This is a genomic window from Limisphaera sp. VF-2, from assembly GCF_049537125.1.
Lineage (GTDB): Bacteria > Verrucomicrobiota > Verrucomicrobiia > Limisphaerales > Limisphaeraceae > Limisphaera.
This window is the reverse complement of record NZ_JBMVQY010000007.1, coordinates 61,006-81,099: the sequence shown is the minus strand read 5'-3', so window position 1 is coordinate 81,099 and position 20,094 is coordinate 61,006. Positions and strand designations below refer to the sequence as shown.

The 20,094-nt window shown below is 65.2% G+C and carries 13 protein-coding genes; 7 read left to right on the top strand and 6 right to left on the bottom strand.

Annotation, left to right across the window (positions count from 1 at the left end):
- Nucleotides 1-558 precede the first annotated feature (558 nt).
- The gene (locus ACPDIT_RS15025; protein WP_423444871.1) at nt 559-1,530 is read left to right on the top strand and encodes an MBL fold metallo-hydrolase; all 972 of its coding nucleotides are present in this window, start codon (nt 559-561) and stop codon (nt 1,528-1,530) included.
- Here ACPDIT_RS15025 and ACPDIT_RS15020 read toward each other — a convergent pair.
- From ACPDIT_RS15020 to ACPDIT_RS15005, 4 genes are all read right to left on the bottom strand, one after another.
- Nucleotides 1,527-2,381, bottom strand: a complete 855-nt coding sequence (locus tag ACPDIT_RS15020) for a metal ABC transporter permease (protein WP_423444869.1) — start codon at nt 2,379-2,381, stop codon at nt 1,527-1,529. The two genes, ACPDIT_RS15025 and ACPDIT_RS15020, sit on opposite strands and share 4 nt — an antisense overlap.
- Nucleotides 2,378-3,328, bottom strand: coding sequence for a metal ABC transporter substrate-binding protein (locus ACPDIT_RS15015; protein ID WP_423444867.1), 951 nt, complete (start codon nt 3,326-3,328; stop codon nt 2,378-2,380). The genes ACPDIT_RS15020 and ACPDIT_RS15015 overlap by 4 nt, the downstream gene beginning before the upstream one ends.
- A gap of 16 nt (nt 3,329-3,344) precedes the next feature.
- Nucleotides 3,345-4,901, bottom strand: a complete 1,557-nt coding sequence (locus tag ACPDIT_RS15010) for a hypothetical protein (protein WP_423444865.1) — start codon at nt 4,899-4,901, stop codon at nt 3,345-3,347.
- Nucleotides 4,902-5,043: 142 nt separating this feature from the next.
- Entirely contained in the window at nt 5,044-5,343 is a 300-nt protein-coding gene (locus ACPDIT_RS15005) for a hypothetical protein (RefSeq protein WP_423444863.1), read from the bottom strand.
- Between the two features lie 431 nt (nt 5,344-5,774).
- Between ACPDIT_RS15005 and ACPDIT_RS15000 the strand changes: the two genes are divergently transcribed.
- Nucleotides 5,775-6,533 carry a type II secretion system protein gene (locus ACPDIT_RS15000; protein WP_423444861.1) on the top strand — a complete coding sequence of 253 codons (759 nt, stop codon included), beginning with the start codon at nt 5,775-5,777 and terminating at the stop codon, nt 6,531-6,533.
- A gap of 125 nt (nt 6,534-6,658) precedes the next feature.
- Here the strand turns inward: ACPDIT_RS15000 and ACPDIT_RS14995 are convergent, their stop codons facing one another.
- Together ACPDIT_RS14995 and ACPDIT_RS14990 are read right to left on the bottom strand one after the other, a co-directional pair.
- The gene (locus ACPDIT_RS14995) at nt 6,659-7,654 is read right to left on the bottom strand and encodes a deoxyhypusine synthase family protein (RefSeq protein WP_423444859.1); all 996 of its coding nucleotides are present in this window, start codon (nt 7,652-7,654) and stop codon (nt 6,659-6,661) included.
- Nucleotides 7,655-9,597: 1,943 nt separating this feature from the next.
- Nucleotides 9,598-12,255 carry a tetratricopeptide repeat protein gene (locus tag ACPDIT_RS14990; protein WP_423444857.1) on the bottom strand — a complete coding sequence of 886 codons (2,658 nt, stop codon included), beginning with the start codon at nt 12,253-12,255 and terminating at the stop codon, nt 9,598-9,600.
- Between the two features lie 251 nt (nt 12,256-12,506).
- Here ACPDIT_RS14990 and ACPDIT_RS14985 point away from each other — a divergent pair, with 251 nt between their 5' ends.
- The 5 genes from ACPDIT_RS14985 (at nt 12,507) to ACPDIT_RS14965 (ending at nt 19,882) form a co-directional block, all read left to right on the top strand.
- Nucleotides 12,507-13,253, top strand: coding sequence for a GDSL-type esterase/lipase family protein (locus ACPDIT_RS14985; protein ID WP_423444855.1), 747 nt, complete (start codon nt 12,507-12,509; stop codon nt 13,251-13,253).
- A gap of 794 nt (nt 13,254-14,047) precedes the next feature.
- Complete coding sequence (gene rho / locus ACPDIT_RS14980) at nt 14,048-15,451, top strand: transcription termination factor Rho (protein WP_423444878.1); 1,404 nt, start codon at nt 14,048-14,050, stop codon at nt 15,449-15,451.
- Between the two features lie 123 nt (nt 15,452-15,574).
- On the top strand, nt 15,575-16,699 hold the full coding sequence (locus ACPDIT_RS14975; RefSeq protein WP_423444854.1) for a hypothetical protein: 1,125 nt from the start codon (nt 15,575-15,577) through the stop codon (nt 16,697-16,699).
- 1 nt (nt 16,700) lies between these two features.
- Entirely contained in the window at nt 16,701-17,849 is a 1,149-nt protein-coding gene (locus ACPDIT_RS14970) for a cytochrome c biogenesis protein ResB (RefSeq protein WP_423444852.1), read from the top strand.
- A complete protein-coding gene (locus tag ACPDIT_RS14965) occupies nt 17,846-19,882 on the top strand; it encodes a cytochrome c biogenesis protein (protein WP_423444850.1) in 2,037 nt (678 codons plus the stop codon). The genes ACPDIT_RS14970 and ACPDIT_RS14965 overlap by 4 nt, the downstream gene beginning before the upstream one ends.
- Nucleotides 19,883-20,094 lie beyond the last annotated feature (212 nt).

Below are 20,094 nucleotides of genomic sequence, written 5' to 3'. Positions count from 1 at the left end.
GAAAGGCCGCAATCCGATCCTCCATCGCAAGAGCGCGGGCGTGTCTCGCTGAGTTTCGCCCTTTCAGCCTGCCCAGGGCGTTGCCCCGGGCTGAGAAATCCTCGCCGTTTTGGCGCGGATGCACGAGGCTGCGGGTGGAGCCATGGATCCGGTATCGCGCCATGCGCTGCTGTCCAGGCCCGGTGTGCCCTGAACTCGTGCTTCCGCACCCCGGAGGGGCAAACAGACAGGAGGCCGAAGGTGCGAAACCGGTTCGGCCCTTGATGGGTTGGGTGGGAATGGATCTGCGGGGGCTGCTTTGGAGACTTGTTGCTCGCAGTGTTCACGCAGGCAGGGCCTCCGGCGCCGCGGGTCCGCTGTGCGGCGCATTTTTGGGTTTGGACACCATTCGGAAGCTCGGCGCAGTTTTTGGGCCTCCTGAGGAGGGGGAGCGGCGAGGGAATACGCAATTCCTTTCGGATTCTTGAATTCGGTGGCTCCCAACCTGAAATGCGCCTTTCCCATGCACTGCATAAGCCGGGAGGTTGACATCGGCTTGTGCCCGGGCAAGTTGGCTGCGTGAAGTGGAGCAGACGAAGGTTCCTGGGCTGGACTCTGGCGGGCTTGGGGGTGGGCGCCGCCGGGTTGACGACGTGGGTGGCGACGTCGCACCACCGGGCGGCGCGCTGGACGCGTCGGCTCATCAGGGAGAGCAGACGACCGATCGCCCCGCCTCCGCATCGGCCCCGACCGGAACAATGGTCCGCGGAGCAGGTCACCCTGGCATGGCTGGGGCATGCCACGTTTTTGCTGAATTTCTACGGCGTTTGGATCCTGACCGACCCCGCGCTGTATCCGAGAATCGGCGTGGATTTGAGGTTGGGAACACTCGGGCCCAAGCGACTGGTTGCACCTGCGTTGGGCCTCGGGGACCTGCCGACGCCGGACGTGGTCCTGCTCTCCCACGCGCACATGGATCATCTGGACATGCGGACCTTGCGGGCGGTTTTGCGCCCCGAGCTGCCGGTGGTCACGGCGCGGGATACCAGCGATTTGGTCCGCGACGCAGGGGGCCGACAGGTGACGGAGTTGGGCTGGGGCGAGGCCGCGACGCTGCGTACACGAGCAGGGGAGGTGCGCATCGAAGCGTTCGAGGTGAAGCATTGGGGGCAACGCTGGCCGAACGACCGGCCCCGGGGTTACAACGGCTATGTGCTGCGTCGGGAGGGTACGGCCCTGATCTTCGGCGGAGATACCGCTCACACGCAGCTTTTCCAGCGGTTGCGACCCGGCGGTCCGTATGCCGCGGCGATCATGCCGATTGCGGCGTACCGGCCGTGGATTTGGAACCATTGCACGCCCGAAGAAGCGGTCCAGATGGCGGATGCCGCAGGGGCACGGTACTTCGTGCCGATGCATCATGAAACCTTCATCCTGAGCGACGAACCTGTGGAAGAGCCGCGGCAGCGGCTGGAAGCCGCATTGGCGAAAGAACCCGGGCGACTGGCGTTGCGTCAGGTGGGCGAGACGTTTGTCGTTCCGCGCGTCTAGCGGCTTGGACCTGGACGACGCAGCGCCGCGGCGGCGGCACAGATGGCCAGCAACACCCCCAGGGTGCAGACCACGGCCGCCCCTGCCGGCACGTCCAGTTGGTACGAGCCGGCCAGACCGCCCACCCCTCCGAGCACGGCGATGCCCCAGCCCATGAGAAACGCTGCGCCCAGGGAACCGGTCCACAATTGACCGCACACGGCCGGAATGATCAGGTACGAGAACACCAGTAACACCCCGCCCAGATGGACAAAGGTCGTCACGACCAGCCCGAACAGAAAATAGAACCAGAAATCCCACAGACGCACGGCTGCACCCGCGGCCCGCACCGCTTCACGATGAAAGGTCAGCCCGATGAACCGGCGACGCCACAACCAATGGACCAGACCAATCCCGCCGTACAGCGCGCTCAACCGCAGCACGGCCGGCCAGCTCACCGTCAACAGGTCGCCCACCAGGGTTTTCTGGAGTTCTTCCCGGCCGTGGGGGGTGTGGCTGAGGAGCAGGACACTGGTGGCGGCAGCCACGACATAGACGATGCCGATCAGGGCCTCGAGCGGCACGCGTCCGTGGGCCGGCTCCCGCAGGAAGGTGAACAGCAGCGCGCCCCCCATGGTGAAGCCCAGAGACCACAGATAGGCATGGACGTCCGTGGCTTCATGACCCAGCAGCACGCAGACGCAAGTGCCCAACGTGGCAACCTGGGCCAGGGCAAGGTCCACGAAGATGATCCCGCGCCGGAGGATGTGCAGACCGTAATAGACGAGCAACCCCGGAAGCAGGATCGCCGCGGTGAGCGGGGCGGCCAGCAGGGCTCCCACCTCTTGCCAGGAGGGACTGAAACCGTTCATGGCGAAGACACAGAAGGGTTGGCCCGGGCCGGAGCGCTTTCCAACGCTTCCGCGATGGCCCGGACAAGATGGTCCATGAGCTCGAGATAGCCGCCTTCGGTTCCGGGGATTCCGCCGGGGTACTGGGCGACGGGCACGATGCGTGCGCCGGTGGCTCGTGCCACCGTTTCGGCGGGGCGCCGGTTCTGATAAGGATCCAGCAGGATGACGCGAACCCCCTGAGCTTTCATCTCCGCGATGACCGCGGCAAGGTGCGCGGCGGAGGGTGGGATTCCCGGCTTGGGCTCGAGGAACAGATCGATTCGCAGATTGAACCGGCGTGCGAAATAGGGCCAGGCGTTGTGGTAGGCCGCCAGACGGGCGCCGGCAAAGGGGCGAAGTCGGGCCTGCCATTGGGGCAGGCGCTGGTCCAGGGCGGTGACAAAGGCCTTTTCGTTGGCCCTGTAATCGGCGGCGTGTGCCGGGTCCAACTCGGCAAAGACGTCGGCTAGGTGATGGACGACGATTCGGGCGTTTTCCGGATCGGTGAGGAAATGCGGATTGCCGGCGGGATGAACGTCGCCCTGGGAGCGGTCAAGGCGCTCGGGCACCTCCAGCAGGGTCACGCCCTCGCAGCAGGCCACATTGCCCCGTGCGGCGGGCAGAATCCGGGCGTTGCGCGCCTGTTGCAGCAGGGGCGTCAGCCAGGCGGACTCGAGTCCTGCGCCGCCATGGACCAGCACGTCGGCCCGGGACAACCGCACCAGGTAACTGGGGCGCGGATCGACGAAATGCGGATCCTCCGTGGGCCGCGCCAGGGTGAGAATCTCGACATGAGCTCCGCCGACGGCGCGGGCCAGGGCGGCCAGATCGGCGGTGGTGGCGACCACATCCAGCCGGGCCCGGGCCGACGAGGCCAGGGAGATCACCGCCAGAGTTAGACAGGTGAACAGTGGGTTGCGTGCCATGGATGAAACTCCCGGGTTAGAACTGATGGGCCGCGTGGGCACCCAGGGACAGTTCGAATTGCAACCAGACCGAGTGGTCCTCGCCGACGTCGAGGCGATCGTCGAAGTTATACTGGAGCCTCAGCTTGGAGTACTCGCTGGGGTACCAGGTGAGGTTGGGGGAAAGGCGCCACCGCTGGCGCCGGAGCAGGTCGCGGCCGACCGGCTCGCCGTTCCAGAGCCACGCGGCGCGTTCGTAGTCCCCGCGACGACCGGTGACATAATCGAATCGCAGCCCGGCGACCCAGCCGCGTCGAAACCCGTACAGAAACTCGGTGTAAAACCCGTAGTCGGTGATCGTCTCGCGATTCAGGAAGGCGGGCTGCCCCGTGGCTGCGTCGGAGAGAAACGGTTCCCCGTGAGCCGCGGCCTCGGCCCAGTCGAACGCGCCCAACTCGTATCGACGCAACACCGCCTCCGCCTGGAAGGACACGAACGGGAAGCCCCCGTGGGCGCGCGGCGATTTCCACTTCCAATACAGGTCCAGGCCGTAGAGTTGGGTGAGGGATTCGCCCGACCGACCGCTGGCATTCGGTCCGAGCGCCCCGCTAATGCCCATCAGCAGGGTTTGTTGGTCAGTCAGGTCGGCGCTCAAGGCGTACCGCGCACTCCAGAGAAGGTCGTTCCAGGCCGAAACGCCCCGGTCGTTTTCAGCAGGGCGAAAGCCCAGGGGCAGCAGGTCGGCCATTTCGTCCCCATGAATGTGTCCGCCGGCGCGGAAGGGCGCCGCCCCGTCCCCGCGGCTGTTTTGCACCGAGATGAACAGCTCCGAGTAGATCGGGGTGGGAAGCAGCCACGACACTCGGACCCCGGGATTTCGCAAACCGTCCGGCCCCAGAAGTCGCGCCGTCACCAGGGGCGCGTCCACAAACCCCCATTGATGCGGATGTTGGCCGTTGATGCGGCCGAAGGGGGTGTAAAACTGACCGGCGCGGACCTGCAACCTGCCCGGCAGATGAAGCGTCTCCAACCAGGCCTCCTCCAGTTCGAATTCTGACTCTCCGTCGGCGTCCAGGCCGTAAAGGAGGTTGGCGTTGCCCCGAAAATACGGGTCCACCGCGCCGCTGAGGTTGAGTTCCGCCCCTTGGACGGTAAACCCGCGTTGGTTCGGGTCGTGTCCGCCGGGCTGGAGCGCGCCTTCGATGTCTCTCGCCGTGGAGGTTCCGACAGTGAAGGTTCCCACCAGGCTGACATCGGCATAGGCGGTCCCACCACCCAGCCGCCAGGGCTGCCGGGTTTGGGGCGTGGCCGCTGACGCATCAGGGGACGGCAATGAAGCTTCTCCGACAGAGGGGGCCCTGGCGGAATCCGGCGGCAAGGGGGTGGAACTTTGCTTCAGTTCGGCCAGTTCTCTTTGAAGGGCTTCGATTTGTTGCCGTTGTTCCCGAAGGGTCTGTTCGAACTGCGCCTGCATCTGGCGCAACCGTTCTTCCAGCGCCTGCACGCGGTCGGTTTCCGCACCGGCTGCCGCAGTCGCAACGAGGGTGGTCGAAACAAGGAGAGCAATCCGGGAAAATGCAGAAATGTGTCTCATAAGGCAAAGTTGTCTGATGGTTTGGGATCCTTGATGTGGGTGGCGATTCCGGGCCGGGCAGGGCTACCTGCTGCGCGCTGCCGGATCCGGGTCGATGTTTGTGTTCAGGCCCCGAAGTCGCTCGGGGTGTACGCGAACTGCCTCAAGGCCGCGGAGCGTCGCGGGGAGGGCCGCGGCCAGGATGATCGTCCGGGACGCTGGTGAACGCCGCGGTCGGGACGGGCGGGCGTGGTGTGGGAAAGGGCGGTGTGGGATCGCCGATCTCGGTGCATTCGCCGGGACCTTCGAGCAGTCCGAGGGAGAGCGTGCAAGCGCCGCAGCTTGGGGAGGGCGAATCGGAAGCATCGTGCCGATGCCCACGACGCCCCTCGAGGACGGTGGCGGCCAGTACCCACACCCACATGCCCACCATCAGCAGGGCCAGGGCGCGGCGCATATTCATTGGGCGGCCCATCCCGCGCACGCCTGAATCAAGCACGGCATGGCTTGCCGGTCAAGCGGCCGGGACATGGGCCCCCAAAGGGTGTTGGATGGAGTCTCGGCCTTTCTTTCGCAAACGCGATAGCGCAGGCACCGACCGCGGGGCGCGTGGGCGGGGAACGCTCTCGGGCCGGGTAACCGACTCGAGACGGGCATGTGGGAACAACCGCGCCGCGAGCTCACGCTGCAACCGCGGCACCGCGAGGGTTCCGCCTTGCACCGGCGGGATCGCCATCGCTTGGGGCCACCGTTGGAATCGGACCGGACGCATGCTGGCCTCGCGAGGCGCCTGCAGCCGGGCAGGAAGATCCTTCTGGTCCGCGGCGTGCCGAGGGGTTAGATTTCGACTGGATCGTGAGAACCGGTGCCACTGCGGCAAAAGATGGGATGGGTATGAAGGCCTTCAAGCGCGGCTTTACGTTGATCGAGTTGCTCGTGGTCATTGCCATCATCGCGATTCTGGCGGCGATGCTGCTTCCTGCCCTGTCCGCGGCCAAGGAGAAGGGCAAACGAGCGGCCTGCATCAACAATCTCCGGCAACTGGCGGTGGGAGTGAACATTTACGCGGTGGACAACAACGATCGCGTGTTGCAGGCACGGTGGAGTGCCAATTATTTTGTGCAGAACTGCTTGAACCCGCCGGAGGCGGCCGCCGCGGCCATGGTGGGGTTGGTGGTACAATCCAACACGGCCTCGGTCTGGACCTGTCCGAATCGACCGGGCCTGCCGGTCTTCGAGCCGCAGTATCCGCAGTGGGTCATCGGCTACCAGTATTTTGGCGGAATCACGAACTGGAACAACCCGGCCGGCAGTTTCCCCTCGCGCAGTCCGGTGAAATTGAGCCTGGCGAAGGGCACGTGGACGCTGGCGGCCGATGCGGTGGGCAAGATCAACGGGCGCTGGGGCGGGCAGGAGCCGGGTCGGGAGTTTGTGTATGCCAACATGCCACAGCATCGCTCGTCGCGTTCGATGGTGCCGGTGGGCGGCAATCAAGTGTTCGCAGATGGCTCGGCGCGATGGATCAAGTTCGAACAGATGTACTTCCTGGCCACGTGGAACGTGTCCTCGCGGGTGTACTACTTCTGGCAGGATCCGAATGACTTTGATCCTGTGCTGAAAGCGCGGTTGCCCACCTTGCGGGCCCAACCGTAAACGAACCGGCAGAACCGCGGCTGGAGGCCCGACGTGGTCGAGGCTGATCCCGCGGCAGCCGTGCTGCCGCTTCCAGGCCCCAATTGGCCGTGGTGCCACGCCAGACGCGCAGGGTCGGGGTGGGATCACCAACCCAGCACGTAGGCGAAGATCAGCGGCGCGACAATGGTGGCGTCGCTTTCGATCATGAACTTCGGCGTCTCGCGGGCCAGTTTGCCCCACGTGATTTTTTCGTTGGGCACGGCGCCGGAATAGCCGCCGTAGCTGGTGGTGGAGTCGCTGATCTGGCAGAAATAGCCCCAGAGGGGCACATTCTCCCGGCGCAGGTCCTGATGCAGCATGGGCACCACGCAAATGGGGAAGTCGCCCGCGATGCCACCGCCGATCTGGAAGAAGCCGAGGCTGCCCAGCCCATTCGAAAGGGTGCGGGCGTGCGTCGTGTACCAGTCGGCCAGGCGGACCATGTATTCAATACCGCTGCGGACGGTGCCCGGATTCTTGACATCGCCGCGAATGACGGCGGCGGCGAACATGTTGCCGAGGGTGGAATCCTCCCAGCCGGGGACCCAGAGGGGGAGATCTTTCTCGGCGGCCGCCACCAGCCAGGAATCGCGGGGATCGATTTGGTAGCTTTCCTTGAGGCGGCCGCTGCGGAGCAGGCGGTAGAAGAATTCATGGGGAAAGAGCCGTTCGCCGCGTCGATCACAGTCGCACCACAGTTCGAGCATGGCCTGCTCGATGCGGCGCATGGCTTCCATTTCGGGAATGCAGGTGTCGGTGACGCGATTGAGGTGCCGGCGCAGCAGGGCTTCTTCATCGGCGGCGCTCAGCTCGCGGTAATGGGGAACGCGCTCGTAGTGGTTGTGAGCCACCAGGTTGAAGACGTCCTCTTCCAAGTTGGCGCCCGTGCAGCAGATGGCATGCACCTTGTCGGCCCGGATCATCTCGGCCAGGGAAATCCCCAGCTCGGCGGTGCTCATGGCTCCGGCCAGGGTGATCAACATCTGGCCCCCGGCCTCCAAGTGGGCGCGGTAGGCCCGAGCGGCGTCGCGAAGGGCGGCTGCATTGAAATGGCGATAGTGCCTTTCGATGAAGGCGGAAATCGGATGATTCGCGTTCATGGCGGCCATGGTCCTCGCGTTTGTGTCTCTGACGGGGACCGGCGCCGGCGCAGGCCACCGGGTGCCCCGAGTTTTGTTTCGCCCAGATGGCCGGCCCCACTGGCGTGTTGAAGGCGCCGGCCCCAGCGTGGCCCTCAAGGAAGGAAGAAACCTGCGGCAGGTCAAGTTCGAGGTGGACAGCAGCGCCTTCGGAGCTTCTGGACACGCTCGGAAGCTCGGCAGAGTTTCAGATGTCAGGGGCGAGGAAACTCGAGAGGGAAAACGGCATTCGCTGGGGATCACTGAATCCGGGGCTTCACCATGGAATTGCGCACTCCGCTGTCCATGCATCCCGCGGGCCCATCCATGCGCCGACGACTCATTTCATCCCTCAGCCCGGGGCAGGGTCCCGGGACCCGGGCACCCAAACGCCATGGTGGCCTGAAAGGGCGTAATCCCAGGGCCCCGCCGTAGGGGCAGGGCCTGCCTTACCGAATTCCGCCCTTTCAGGACGGGTTGAATCTTGGTTTGCCTGCCTACCGGGGCGTTGCCCTGGGCTGGTGCATTCACCCCCCGATGGGGCGGAAACGTGATGCGCCGAAGGCCCAGCGGTTCGTCCGTTCTACATGCACTTTCGTTGCGCAAGGCGGACCCCGGGCGGGTGTGCTTCACACCCCGACCGGGTGCACCCGGGCCGCGCTGAAGGGGCATCCGTTCGTCAGTTCGAGACAACGCCCCGGGAGTCGGCCGCCAAAACCCGCCGCGCCCTCAAAAGGCGCAACCCGAGGCCGCTTTCACGAGGGCCGCGCGCACTTACACCAATTTCCGCTCTTCCGGGGTGGCATGAATCTGGTTCGCCCTCTACCCGATGCGTTGCCCCGGGCTGATGAATCCTCGCCTCGTTGGGGGATTTTGGTGTCCCGCCATGCTCTTTGGTGCAGGGCCCCCGCCCCGGGCTGGGTGCCTCTGCACCCCGGAGGGACAAACACTCAGGGCACTGAAGACGCGAAACCTCCACAACCCTTGAGCGGTTTGGTGGGAATGAAGCTGCATGATCTGGCATGGAGAATTGTCGTTTCCAGCGTTGGTGCAGGCAGAGCCTCCGGCGCCGCGGATCCGTGGTCCGGCGCATTTTGGGTTTTGAGCCTTCCCGAAAGCTCGACGAAATCCCGCGCGTCCTCGGCAATGGGGAAGCCGAGGCAACACGGCATTCGCTTCGGATCCCCGATCCGGGGCTCAAAAACGGACATGCGCCCGGTGGGCGAGCGGACAAGGCGCTGAGCCGGGAACGTGCGTCCCCGGGAGCTGGACGGCAGGCCGGAATGGGACGCCACTGAGGAAGCGGCGCCATCGCTCCAGAGGGCACAGACGCCGGACCGTCGCACCCCTGGCCATGGACCCCTGCAGGCATGCTGGAACTGAATGGTGCCCGCTGGTTCGGCCGCACTCAGGCACTTGGCACCTCGGTTCGCGATGGGACTCGAGGCCCGCGCAGTTTCGATACAGACAGTTCATTTGCTCTGTCGATGCGTGCCTCGCCCTGGATGGGCAGACAGCCGAAAGCCGCGACTCGTGTGTGAGGGATGCATCTGCGTGCATCGGTTGCAGGACTCGCGGCGGTGTTGCTCGGGGCCGACCGGTGTCTTTCCCGACACGCTGTGGGCCGCTGCTCGGCTCCGTGGATTGAGGAAAACGAAAGATCGGATCCGAGTACCGCGTCTTTTGATCGGTGGCTGAGTAGGGCAGTCAGGCTTTGACTCCGGGAGCAGGATGGCATCGGCGATGGCGGTCGCGAAGCGGAGTTGTGCGTCGGTCGAGGGCCCTTTGGGGGCGCGTTTGGGAATGGTTTGCCCCTCGATTTGCCGGGCTCCAAGGACCGGCGGGACGGGATCCCGCACGGCGGGGTTGGAAGCGCCGCATGCGTCGGCATTTCTTGCGCGGCGGGCGGCCCACCGGCAGGGCCGTCAGGAAGGCGGGGATTCGGCCGCGAGTCGTTCCCGGATTCGGTCCATGCGTTTGTCCAGGGTGGGTTGGAGCGGGGGAAACAGGTCGCGCAGCCGTTCGTAGAGGCGCAGGGCCCGGGGCCATTCCTGGAGGGCTTCGGCCAGTCGGGCGGCTTCCAGGCCGGCGCGCCGCGTCCAGAAAAGATCGGGTTGTTCGCCGGCCCGGAGGTGCTGGCCGTAGAGCACATCGAGGTAACGATCCATGGCTTGGCGCAGCAGGGGTCGTTGTTCGGGCGCAGGAACGAGGCCGGCGAGCCGTTCCGCCACCAGGCCCAGACCGACGAGGGCCTGGCTGCGGGTGGCCACATCGGCTGCCGGAAGCGTAAAGGCCTGGTGGAAGGCGTTGCTGGCGGCGGCATACTGTGAGGGATCGCGTGTGGCCAGTTGCAGGTAACATTCGCCGATGTCGCCCCACGCCCGTGCGGCCGTGGCGTTGGTGGGGTTGAACTCGAGAATCTTGGCAAAGATGCGCGCGGCTTCCTCGAAGTTGGCCAGGGGTGTGTTGGTGTTGGATGGCGGAAGGCGACGGACGGCGTCTCCGTAACCAAAGAGTGCCTGAACTTTAATGCTGGCCGGGCAGTTGAGATCGCTGGTGAGGTTGGTGAAGTAGCCGATGGCATCGAGCCAGGCCTGTCGGGCCATGGCGACGCGGCCGGCCATCATGCGGGCCTCGTAGGCCAGGGGATGATCGCTCCAGGTCTGCGCCAGCAGTTGGTAATGGCGCTCGGCCTCCATGTACCCGGCCGGGCCCTGGCGAAGGTAGTAGTCGGCAATCCACCATTGAGCCTGTGGGGCAAGGACGTTCGTGGGGTAACGGGCCACGAAGTTGGTGAAGATTTGGAGGGCCTGGGCATCGTTGCCGGTTTGGTAGGTGGTCCAGGCGAGATTGAACTCGACCTGCGGTGCCAGTTCGTGGGTGGAAAACTGTTGGAGCCAGGCGCGGTAGGTCTCGGCGGCGTGGCCCCAGTCGCGTTCCAGCTCGCAGGTTCGTGCGATCGCCAATAGGAGCTCCGGGCGGCGGGGCGTGTCCGGGAAGCGCTCCAGGACGCTTTGAAAGATTCGACGGGCGGCGGCGGGGTCGCCGTGACGGGCCAGCCCCTGGGCCTGGAGAGTGAGCGAGGCTTCCGTGAGATGGCCGTCAGGGAACTCGTCCAACAGGCGCTCCACGGCGGCAGCGGCGGTGGCCAGATCTCCGAGTTCCACGGCGGCACGGAGGGTCTGGTACAGCGCGGGCTGAACCAGCTGGGTGCGGATCGTGGGATGAGAGTTCGTGAGGAGGGCCTGGTAATGGGCGATGGCCTCGCTCAAGCGGCGCTGTCGGAACGCGATGTCGCCCAGTTTGAACTGTGCCACGGCGCGATCATAGCCCTCGGGGAGGCTGTCGGCAGCGGCTTGGAAGGCTTCGGCGGCGGCATCCCACTGACCGGTAAGCCAGAGGCACCAGCCCCGATCGAGCTGGGCTTTCGGCGCATGGGGACTTTGGGGAAATCGAGTGAGCAGCGTTTCAAACCGTTCCCTGGCGCGGGCGAGGAGATTGGTCACGGACCCCTGGGTTGCAGGTGCCGTAGATCCGGCCGGCCATTGAGCGAGGCACTGCTGGAGTTCCAGTTCGCCCAGCGTCAGGAGGACCAGCGCTTGTTGCGGGGCGTCGGGAAGGCGTTGGAGGAATTCGTCCAACGCGGCTGCTGCCTGCGCGTACTGGCCCTGGCGAAGGGCCAGCCGACTGATGCTCAGGACGGCTTCTTCTTGAAGGTCCGGGGGGAGATTGGTGGCGAGATTCTGGCGATACAGGGCGGCGGCGGCCGTGGGGTCCTGGGCGGCTTCCAGAGCCGCAGCCAGGGCACTTCGGCTACGGGCCTGCCAGATGGGCGAGGGCAGGGTGTCGGCCAGGGAGGCGAGGTTGGTGGCGGTTTGGAGGGCCTGGGAAGGACGGCCTTCGGCCAATTCGCATTGCATCTGCAGCCAGAGTCGGCGCCAGGCCAGCGGGGCGGGCAGGGAGGTGCCGGAGAGTGTTTGCAAGACCTCGATGGCCCGGGCGGGCCTGCCGGTCCGCCAGAGCGCCTCGGCCCAAAGCAACTGCCCGCGCACAGCAGGCTCGCTTGCCGGCTTTTCCCGGGCAGCCGATTGGAACGCTCCGTCGGGATCCCCCAGCAATTCAGCCGCCCGGGTCCAGTCCCCGGCCGCGGCGTGCGCAGCCGCCTCGTTGACGCTTGCCTCGAGCCGCAGCCCGGAGTGCGGATGGCGTTCGAGCAACTGACGAAAGGCCGCGGCAGCAGCAACGGGATTCTGGGCTCGCAGCTCCGCCTCTCCCAACCAGTAGAGGAAGGCATCGGTCAAGTTGCCGGCGCCGGGGAGTTCTTGCTGCAGCAATTCCACAGCCGCACCGGGCCGGTTTAACTGGCAGAGGGCCTGGGCTCGCAAGACAATCGCCAGGGGCCGGCGTGCGGACGAGGGGTATTGTTGAACAAACTGGCTCAGGGCTCGTTCGGCCCGTTCCCACTGTTCATCCTCAAAGGCACGCGCGGCAGCGTGAAAATCGGCCTCCTCATTCTGCCCGAGAGCACTGGGGAGCCACGCCAGCCACGCGGTCAGGCATAATGCAATGAATCCTTTCTGCATGAGTGTCTTGCCGCCTGGTATTCTGGTGGGAAAGAACGCGGGTTCAAAGCGCGAAAGTGCTTTTGGGGCCAATGTTCGCGTTCTTCAGGTATTGTCCTCGCCCCGAAGAGTCGGTGGGAACGAACGGCGACGGGACCCGAGGTGTTGCCCCGGGGCTGAAATGGATCTGTGAATGCCGGAACCCGACTGCCGCGGCGCACGCCGGGCTGTGGACTTGTACCCCGGGCGGGCTCCATTCAGTCTGGTGGCCCATGAAACCGGGTGGGTTTGCGCGGTTGGAGCGGATGAAGGGATTGCCACGACTCGCGGCTGGGATCGTTCTGTGCGCTTTGTTGAAGCTCGCGTGGACGGGGGCTGGGGGAGCTTCTCCCGCAGGGGTGGGGCGTTGGGAAGAGGAGATTCGCGCCTTCGAACGCTCAGATCGCACCAACCCGCCGCCGCCGGGGGCGGTCTGGTTGGTGGGCAGCTCCAGCATTCGATTATGGACGAATGCGGCGGCGCATTTTCCAGGGCAGGTCGTGGTGCGACGCGGGCTGGGCGGAGCGCACATTCGGGAAGTAACGGATGCGTTGTCCCGACTGGTCCTGCCGTACGGGCCGCGGGTGATCGTGCTGTACGCGGGCGACAATGACGTGGCCGAGGGGTTGACCGCCGAGGCCGTGCTTCAGGACTTCCGGCGGTTCGTGGAGCGTGTCCGGTCCGAGCAACCTGCCGTTCCGGTCGTTTATTCGGCCATCAAGCCGAGCCCCGCGCGTCTGCGCTGGTTGGAAGTGGCCAGGGAGGCCAATCAGCGGATCCGGGCATGGTGCGAAAGCCAGTCCGGAGTCCGTTTTGTTGACGTGTTTACTCCGATGCTGGATTCGGCGGGGCGACCGCGGCCCGAGCTGTTTGTCGCCGACCTCCTGCACATGAACGAATCCGGTTATCGACTGTGGGCAGAACGCCTGGGCCCGGTGTTGGAGGAGCTGGCGCCCCCGCGACCGGAGCGTCTGCGATAGTGCGGAGCAGAATGTGGAAGAACGTCTTGTGCCGGAAAGTCACTTTTCCCAAGCCGCGACGCGCGCGTGCGTTCAGACCAAGGGGCCTCTCTCGGCTGCGGTGAGGGAGCAAGCACTCGGCGCCGACGCCGGGTTTGCGCCAGCCCGGGATGTCGGGCAAACCACCCGCCGTGGTAGGTCCTTGGGGATGCTCGAGGTGGGCACCGGGACAATGTTCCCGGGACCGGCTCGGGACCGCGCCCTCGTTGGAGAGCGCGCGCGGGGCTTGACATTTGACGGCCCCGGAGCATTTTAAGGGTGCGTAATCACTGCAAGATTCCCTTGCCGCAAGCAACACCGAGCAGTCTTGCAGCGCGGGCCCGGTCCTCTTGGCCGACGATCTCCCGGAATTTGAACCTCTGCGGCTGAGGTCGGTCCAAGTTGTGACGGTGTCCGGGGCGCGGAGTTGTAAGGGCAAGGCTGCGGCGCGGATGGAGCCTTTTTGACATATGCCACGAGTCAGCACCAAGCGATCTACGAAAACCAAGACTGAGACAGCGGAGGTCTCCGAACTGCAGGGACAGGCCCAGGCTTCCCAGAATGAAGAGGCCCGGGCCGTGGTCTCCGACATTTCTTCTGCTCCGGCCGCGGAGGCTTCCGCGGCGGAGGGGACGACGCAGTCCGGTTCCGGCCGCAAAGGCCGTCGAGGCGGACGGAAGAGCGGCGGCAGCGCCCAGGGGGCTCCCGAACCGGCCCCGGCCGAGGCGGCCGTCAGGGAAGACAAGGAAGAGACGGTGGTGGAATGGTCGCCTTCGATGGAGACGCCCACGGCCGAGGCGATCAAACAGGCTGCGGCAGAGGCAGCAGCCCGGGAACAGGCCGAGCAGCGGGAGGCAGAAGCCCGTGCTGCCAGCGAGACCGTGGCGCAGCCCACCGGCCGCCAGCGGGACCGCATCGCCGAGTCCATCAACATTGCCAAGCTGCAGGCCATGTCCATGAACGAGCTCAACCAGATGGCTCGCGAATTGGGCGTGGAGAACTACGGCACGATGCGGAAGCACGAGGTCATCTTCCACATCCTCCAGAAGAACGCGGAACGCGCCGGGGTGATGTTCTCAGAGGGCGTGTTGGAGATTCTGCCGGAGGGATTCGGGTTTTTGCGTTCGCAAAGCTTCAATTACCTGCCGTGTCCGGAGGACGTCTATGTCTCGCCCTCCCAGATCCGGCGTTTCAATCTCCAGACCGGCAACCGGGTCGCCGGCCAGATCCGGCCTCCGAAGGAGAAGGAGCGGTTCTTTGCCCTGCTGAAGGTGGAGGCGGTGGACGGGGAGGACCCCGAGAAGGCCAAGGAACGGACGCACTTTGACAACTTGACGCCGCTGTTCCCCACGCAGCGGTTCATTCTGGAGACCGAGCCGGACGAGCTCAGCACGCGCGTATTGGATCTGGTTTGCCCGATTGGGAAGGGCACCCGCGGGTTGATCGTGGCCCCGCCCCGCACCGGCAAAACCGTCCTGATGCAAAAGCTCGCCAACGCCATCCTCAAAAACAACCCCGAGGTGTACCTCTTCATTTTGCTGATCGACGAACGGCCGGAGGAAGTGACGGACATGGAGCGGACCTGCCGCGGTGCCGAGGTGATCAGCTCCACGTTCGACGAGCCGCCCGAGCGTCATGTGCAGGTGGCGGAGATGGTCCTGGAAAAGGCCAAGCGCATGGTGGAACGCAAGAAGGACGTGGTGATCCTTCTGGACTCCATCACGCGACTGGCCCGGGCCTACAACACCATCCAGCCGCACTCGGGCAAGATCCTCTCCGGCGGCGTGGACGCCAATGCGTTGCACAAGCCCAAGCGTTTCTTCGGTGCCGCGCGGAACATCGAGGAGGGGGGCTCCCTGACCATCATGGCCACGGCCCTGATCGACACCGGCAGCCGCATGGACGAGGTGATCTTCGAGGAGTTCAAAGGCACCGGCAACATGGAGGTGCATTTGGACCGTGCCCTGGTGGACCGCCGGATCTTCCCTTCGATCAACATCGAACGATCCGGCACCCGCAAGGAAGAGCTGCTCTATCACCCGGACGAATACGCGCGCATCGTGCTTTTGCGGCGGGCCCTCACCGGCGTGCCGCCGGTGGAGGCGATGGAGCTGCTCCTCAACAAGCTCAAGCAGACCCGCACCAACGTGGAGTTTCTGTTGAGCCTGGACCTGCGGTGATCGGGCCACGTTACCCCGGCGGGACAGCGCCCGGGGCCGCAACGTCCACGGGGCTCTTGCGAGGAATCAGGAGCACTGGATTTGCAGAGGGGCCTTTTTGCATCTACTGATTGGCGGACAAAGATGAAACAAACCAAGGGGCAAGCGAATGACCCGCGGCCGGCCTGGCGGAAGGTCGGAGGGGCGACGGCTCTCCTGCTGGCGTGCCTGGTGGTTACGGGCTGCCGGAGAGAGGAGGTACAGGTTTACCGTGTGGAAAAAGAGGGCACGGGCACGTCCGGACCAACGGCTGCCACGTCGGCCCAGACGCCGCCGATGGCCGGGCACCCCCATGGGGACTTCGGTGGTCCCAAGCCCCGATTGAAGTACTCCGTGCCCGAGGGGTGGACCGAGCAGCCACTCTCGGCCATGCGCGCCGCCAGTTTTCGCGTGGGCGACGGCTCCGGGCCCCATGCGGATGTGGGCGTCATCCCGTTGCGCGGACTGACTGGTCGGGACCTGGAAATGTGGAATCTCTGGCGTCAGCAACTCGGTCTGGCGGAAGGCACGGAGGCCGAAATGATCCAGGCAGCGATCCCGGTGACCATCGGGGGGGCCCGGGGCAAGTTGTTCGACCTGGTGGCCGAGGAGCCTCCCCACGCTGGCGCGGACAAGGTCCGAATTCTGGCGGCGATGGTGGATGTGGGGGACGTGGGCTGGTTCTTCAAAATGACCGGCCCGGACGCGCTGGTGCGTTCGCAAAAGGAGACGTTTGTGGCCTGGCTGCAGTCCGTGGAGTTCCTGCCCGAAGAAGCACCGGCGACCGAACCCGCGGCTGTCGCGTCGGAGGGCACGCCCCGGTGGAACGTGCCCTCGCATTGGCGCTCCGCGCCGGCGGGACAATTCCTGGTGGCCAAATATCTGGTGGGCGAGGGCGAAGGCCAGGCCGACGTCAATGTCAGTCAGTCTGCCGGCGAAGGAGGCGGCTGGGTGAGCAACGTCAATCGCTGGCGACGGCAGGTGGGCCTGGAGGAGGCGTCCCAAGAGCAGATCCGCGAAGCCACGGTGGCCCTGGAGGTCGGTTCGGGTCAGGCCATGCAGATCGAGCTCACCGGGACGGATGTGCGCACGGGCAGGCCGGCCAGGGTGGTGGGCATCATGGTGCCGCGGCCGGAGCGGGCCTGGTTTTACAAGCTCATGGGCCCGCCGGAGACGGTCGAGCGCGAAAAAGCTGCATTTCTCGAATTTGTCCGTTCCGCCCGTTACTGACATGCCCCTCGAGCGCCTGTTTCGGTTCTTCAGTTCGCTCCGGCTCACCGTGGCCCTCTTGATCCTGGCCATGGTGCTGGTGTTTTTGGGCACGCTGGGCCAGGTGAGCATGGGCTTGTACCGGGCCCAGAACGAGTTTTTCCGCAGCTTCTTCGTGTACTGGGGGCCTCCGGGTGCGGGTTGGCGGGTGCCGGTCTTTCCCGGGGGATATCTGTTGGGAGCCTTGATGCTCATCAATCTGGTGGCGGCGCACTGGCGGTACTTCCGACCCGACTGGCGCAAGAGCGGCATTGTATTGATCCATGCGGGGTTGGTGCTGCTGCTGCTGGGCCAGTTTGCCACGGACCTGCTCTCGGTGGAGAGCACGCTGCATTTGCGCGAGGGGGAGGCGAAGAATTACTCCGAGGTGGATCGGCGCGTGGAGCTGGCGATCACGGAGATTACCGATCCGGCGCATGATCGGGTGGTCGCCATTCCACAGGCGGTGTTGCAGCGGCAGGGCGAGGTCCGCGTGACGGACCTGCCGTTTACGGTGCGGGTACTGCGGTTTTATCCGAATGCCATGGTTTCGGCCCGGCCCGCCGGGGCCACGGGACCGCCGCCGGCCACGCAGGGGTTCGGTCCGCAGGTCCAGTTGACCCCCCTGCCGCATGTGACCGAGATGAACAAACGCGACGTGCCGGCCGCCATCGTCGAGTTGGTCGTCCCCTCCGGTTCCCTGGGGACATGGGTGGTGTCCGAATACATCGGCCAGCCGCAAACGGTCACGGTCGGCAATCGCACCTTCACGCTGGCCATGCGCCTGCAGCGCATTTACAAGCCGTGGACGATCAAGCTGCTGGATTTTCGACATGACCGGTACCCGGGGACCGACATCCCGAAGAATTTTTCGAGTCGGATCCTGTTGACCGATCCGCGCAATGGCACGGAACGGGAGGTCCTGATCTACATGAACAATCCGTTGCGCTATGGCGGCGAGACCTACTACCAGGCCAGTTATGACCCGGACGAAGGGGGGACAGTCTTGCAGGTGGTGCGGAATCCCAGTTGGTTGACGCCCTACGTGGCCTGCGCGCTGGTGACGGTCGGCCTGGTGCTGCAGTTCAGCATTCACTTGTTCCGGTTCACGACCCGTTCTGCCTCGTCATGAAATCCTGGATTCTCAAAGCGCTCCCCTGGGCGTTGCTCGCCTTGTTCGCGGCGGACATTGTGGCGATTCTGCTGCCGCGGCCGGAGGGCGAGTTTCATTTGCAGGCGTTCGGTCGGTTGCCGGTGCTGGCCAACGGACGCGTGCAACCGTTCGACTCGTTGGGCCGGAACAGCCTGCTGCAAATCCGGGGCACTGCTTCCGTGCCCCTGGCGGAGAAGAAAAGCTACGAGTTTTGGAAACATCCCCCCAGGCTGCGCGGCGCCGAATGGTTGCTGGAGGTCATGACCCGACCGGAGGTGGCGGACACACGCCCGATCTTCCTCATTCATCATCCCGACCTGATCCACGAGTTGAATCTGCAGGGGAAGGGGGTGGAGAAATCGGGACTGCACTATTTCGCGTACAATGACCTGACCAACGTGTTGGCGCGGATCGAAGCCGAGGGCCGTCAGGCCATGAACGTGGAGTCCCAGGCGCGCACGGCCTATCAGCGCCAGGTGGTAAAGCTGTTCAATGCCGTGGCGTTGTATCGCCGCCTGAAGTTCACGCTGCAACCGGAGGGGACCGAGGACATGGCCGCCGAGTTGCGCGCTTTTCAGGAAAGCATCGGACCCGGCCTGGCCGCTCTGCGGGCCCGGCAGGCGGGTCGGGACTTCGACAAAGAGGCCCTGGATCGACTGGTCGGCTTTCTGCAGCGCTATGATTTGATGGCCCAACTGGCCTATCCGTGGGTGGTCCCGCCGCCGGATGCGGAGGCACCCCGCGACGCGTGGCAAAACCTGGGCCGACTGCTTTTCGAGACGGGTTTGAGTGGTGGAACATTGCCACCCGCGGTCGGCTGGCTGGCCGAGATCGCCACGGCGTATCGGCAACAGGACGCGGCACGGTTCAATCGGGCGGTGGAGGAATATCGTTCGTGGTTGGCGGTGCATGCGCCGGCCGAATCCCGCAAGGGACGGGCGGAGTTCTGGTACAACCAACTGCAGGCCTTTCTCCATGCCATGATCATTTACCTCTGTGCATTTCTGCTGGCGGCGGGCGCCATGCTGACGGTGCAGGCCATGCCGGCCTGGAGCGAGAGCCTGCGTCGGTCCGCCTTTTTCCTGGCGTTGTTGGCGGTGGTCGTGCACACGGCGGGGCTGGCATTCCGCATCTGGCTGGAGCGCCGACCACCGGTGACCAACCTTTATTCCTCCGCGGTGTTCGTGGGCTGGGCGGTGACGCTGCTGGGGGTGGGCGTCGAGCGCGCTTATCGCATGGGTTTGGGCGTGGCGGCTTCGTCGCTGGTGGGGTTCATCACTCTGTTGATCGCACACAACCTGGCCCTGGGCGGCGATACGATGGAGATGATGCGCGCGGTGCTGGACAGCAATTTCTGGTTGGCGACCCACGTCATCACCATCACGCTGGGGTACGCCGCCACGTTCTTTGCCGGGTTCCTGGGCATTCTCTATGTGGTGCTGGGGGTATTCACGCCGCTGCTGGCGCACAAACTCCACGGGAAAGGTCCGGCGCCGCGGCCGCACCCGCATCCGTTCGGTCCGGATGACGTGGCGGCGGCCACGCTGGGACAGGCTCTGGCCAAGATGATTTACGCCGTCATCTGTTTCGCCACCCTGTTCAGCTTCGCGGGGACGGTCCTGGGGGGAATCTGGGCCGACCAGTCCTGGGGCCGGTTTTGGGGTTGGGATCCCAAGGAGAACGGCGCCTTGATGATCGTGCTCTGGTGTGCGGCCATTCTCCATGCCCGGTGGGGTGGACTCATTCGGGAACGGGGCATCGCCAACTTGGCAATCTTCGGCAATGTGGTGACCGCCTTCTCCTGGTTCGGCACCAACATGCTGGGGATCGGACTCCACTCCTACGGGTTCATGGATGCGGCGTTCCAGTGGCTGATGCTCTTCTATGCCACGCAGTTGGCGGTGATTGCGCTGGGACTATTGCCGCTGGAGAAGTGGCGCAGTTTCCGCCCAACGTCTGTTGCGGCGAGCCCCGGACCGGTAACGAGCGCAGTCGCTGCGTCGGGAGAATAGTCGCGGCGCCCGGGCCGGGACCTGCCAGGGCTGGTGCCGATGCGTGGGGGCAATCCGGGCCCCGTGAGCGAACAGACCTCTCGGTGCGCCGGGCTCCCCGGACATCGGGAAGTCCGCGTTTGCTTCGGCAATCAGTATTCCGCAGCCGGCGCCCGGAAGGCCCCGGACCCTTGGGCAGCAGGGCATCGACCGGGCCGCCCCGACCGGTCGGC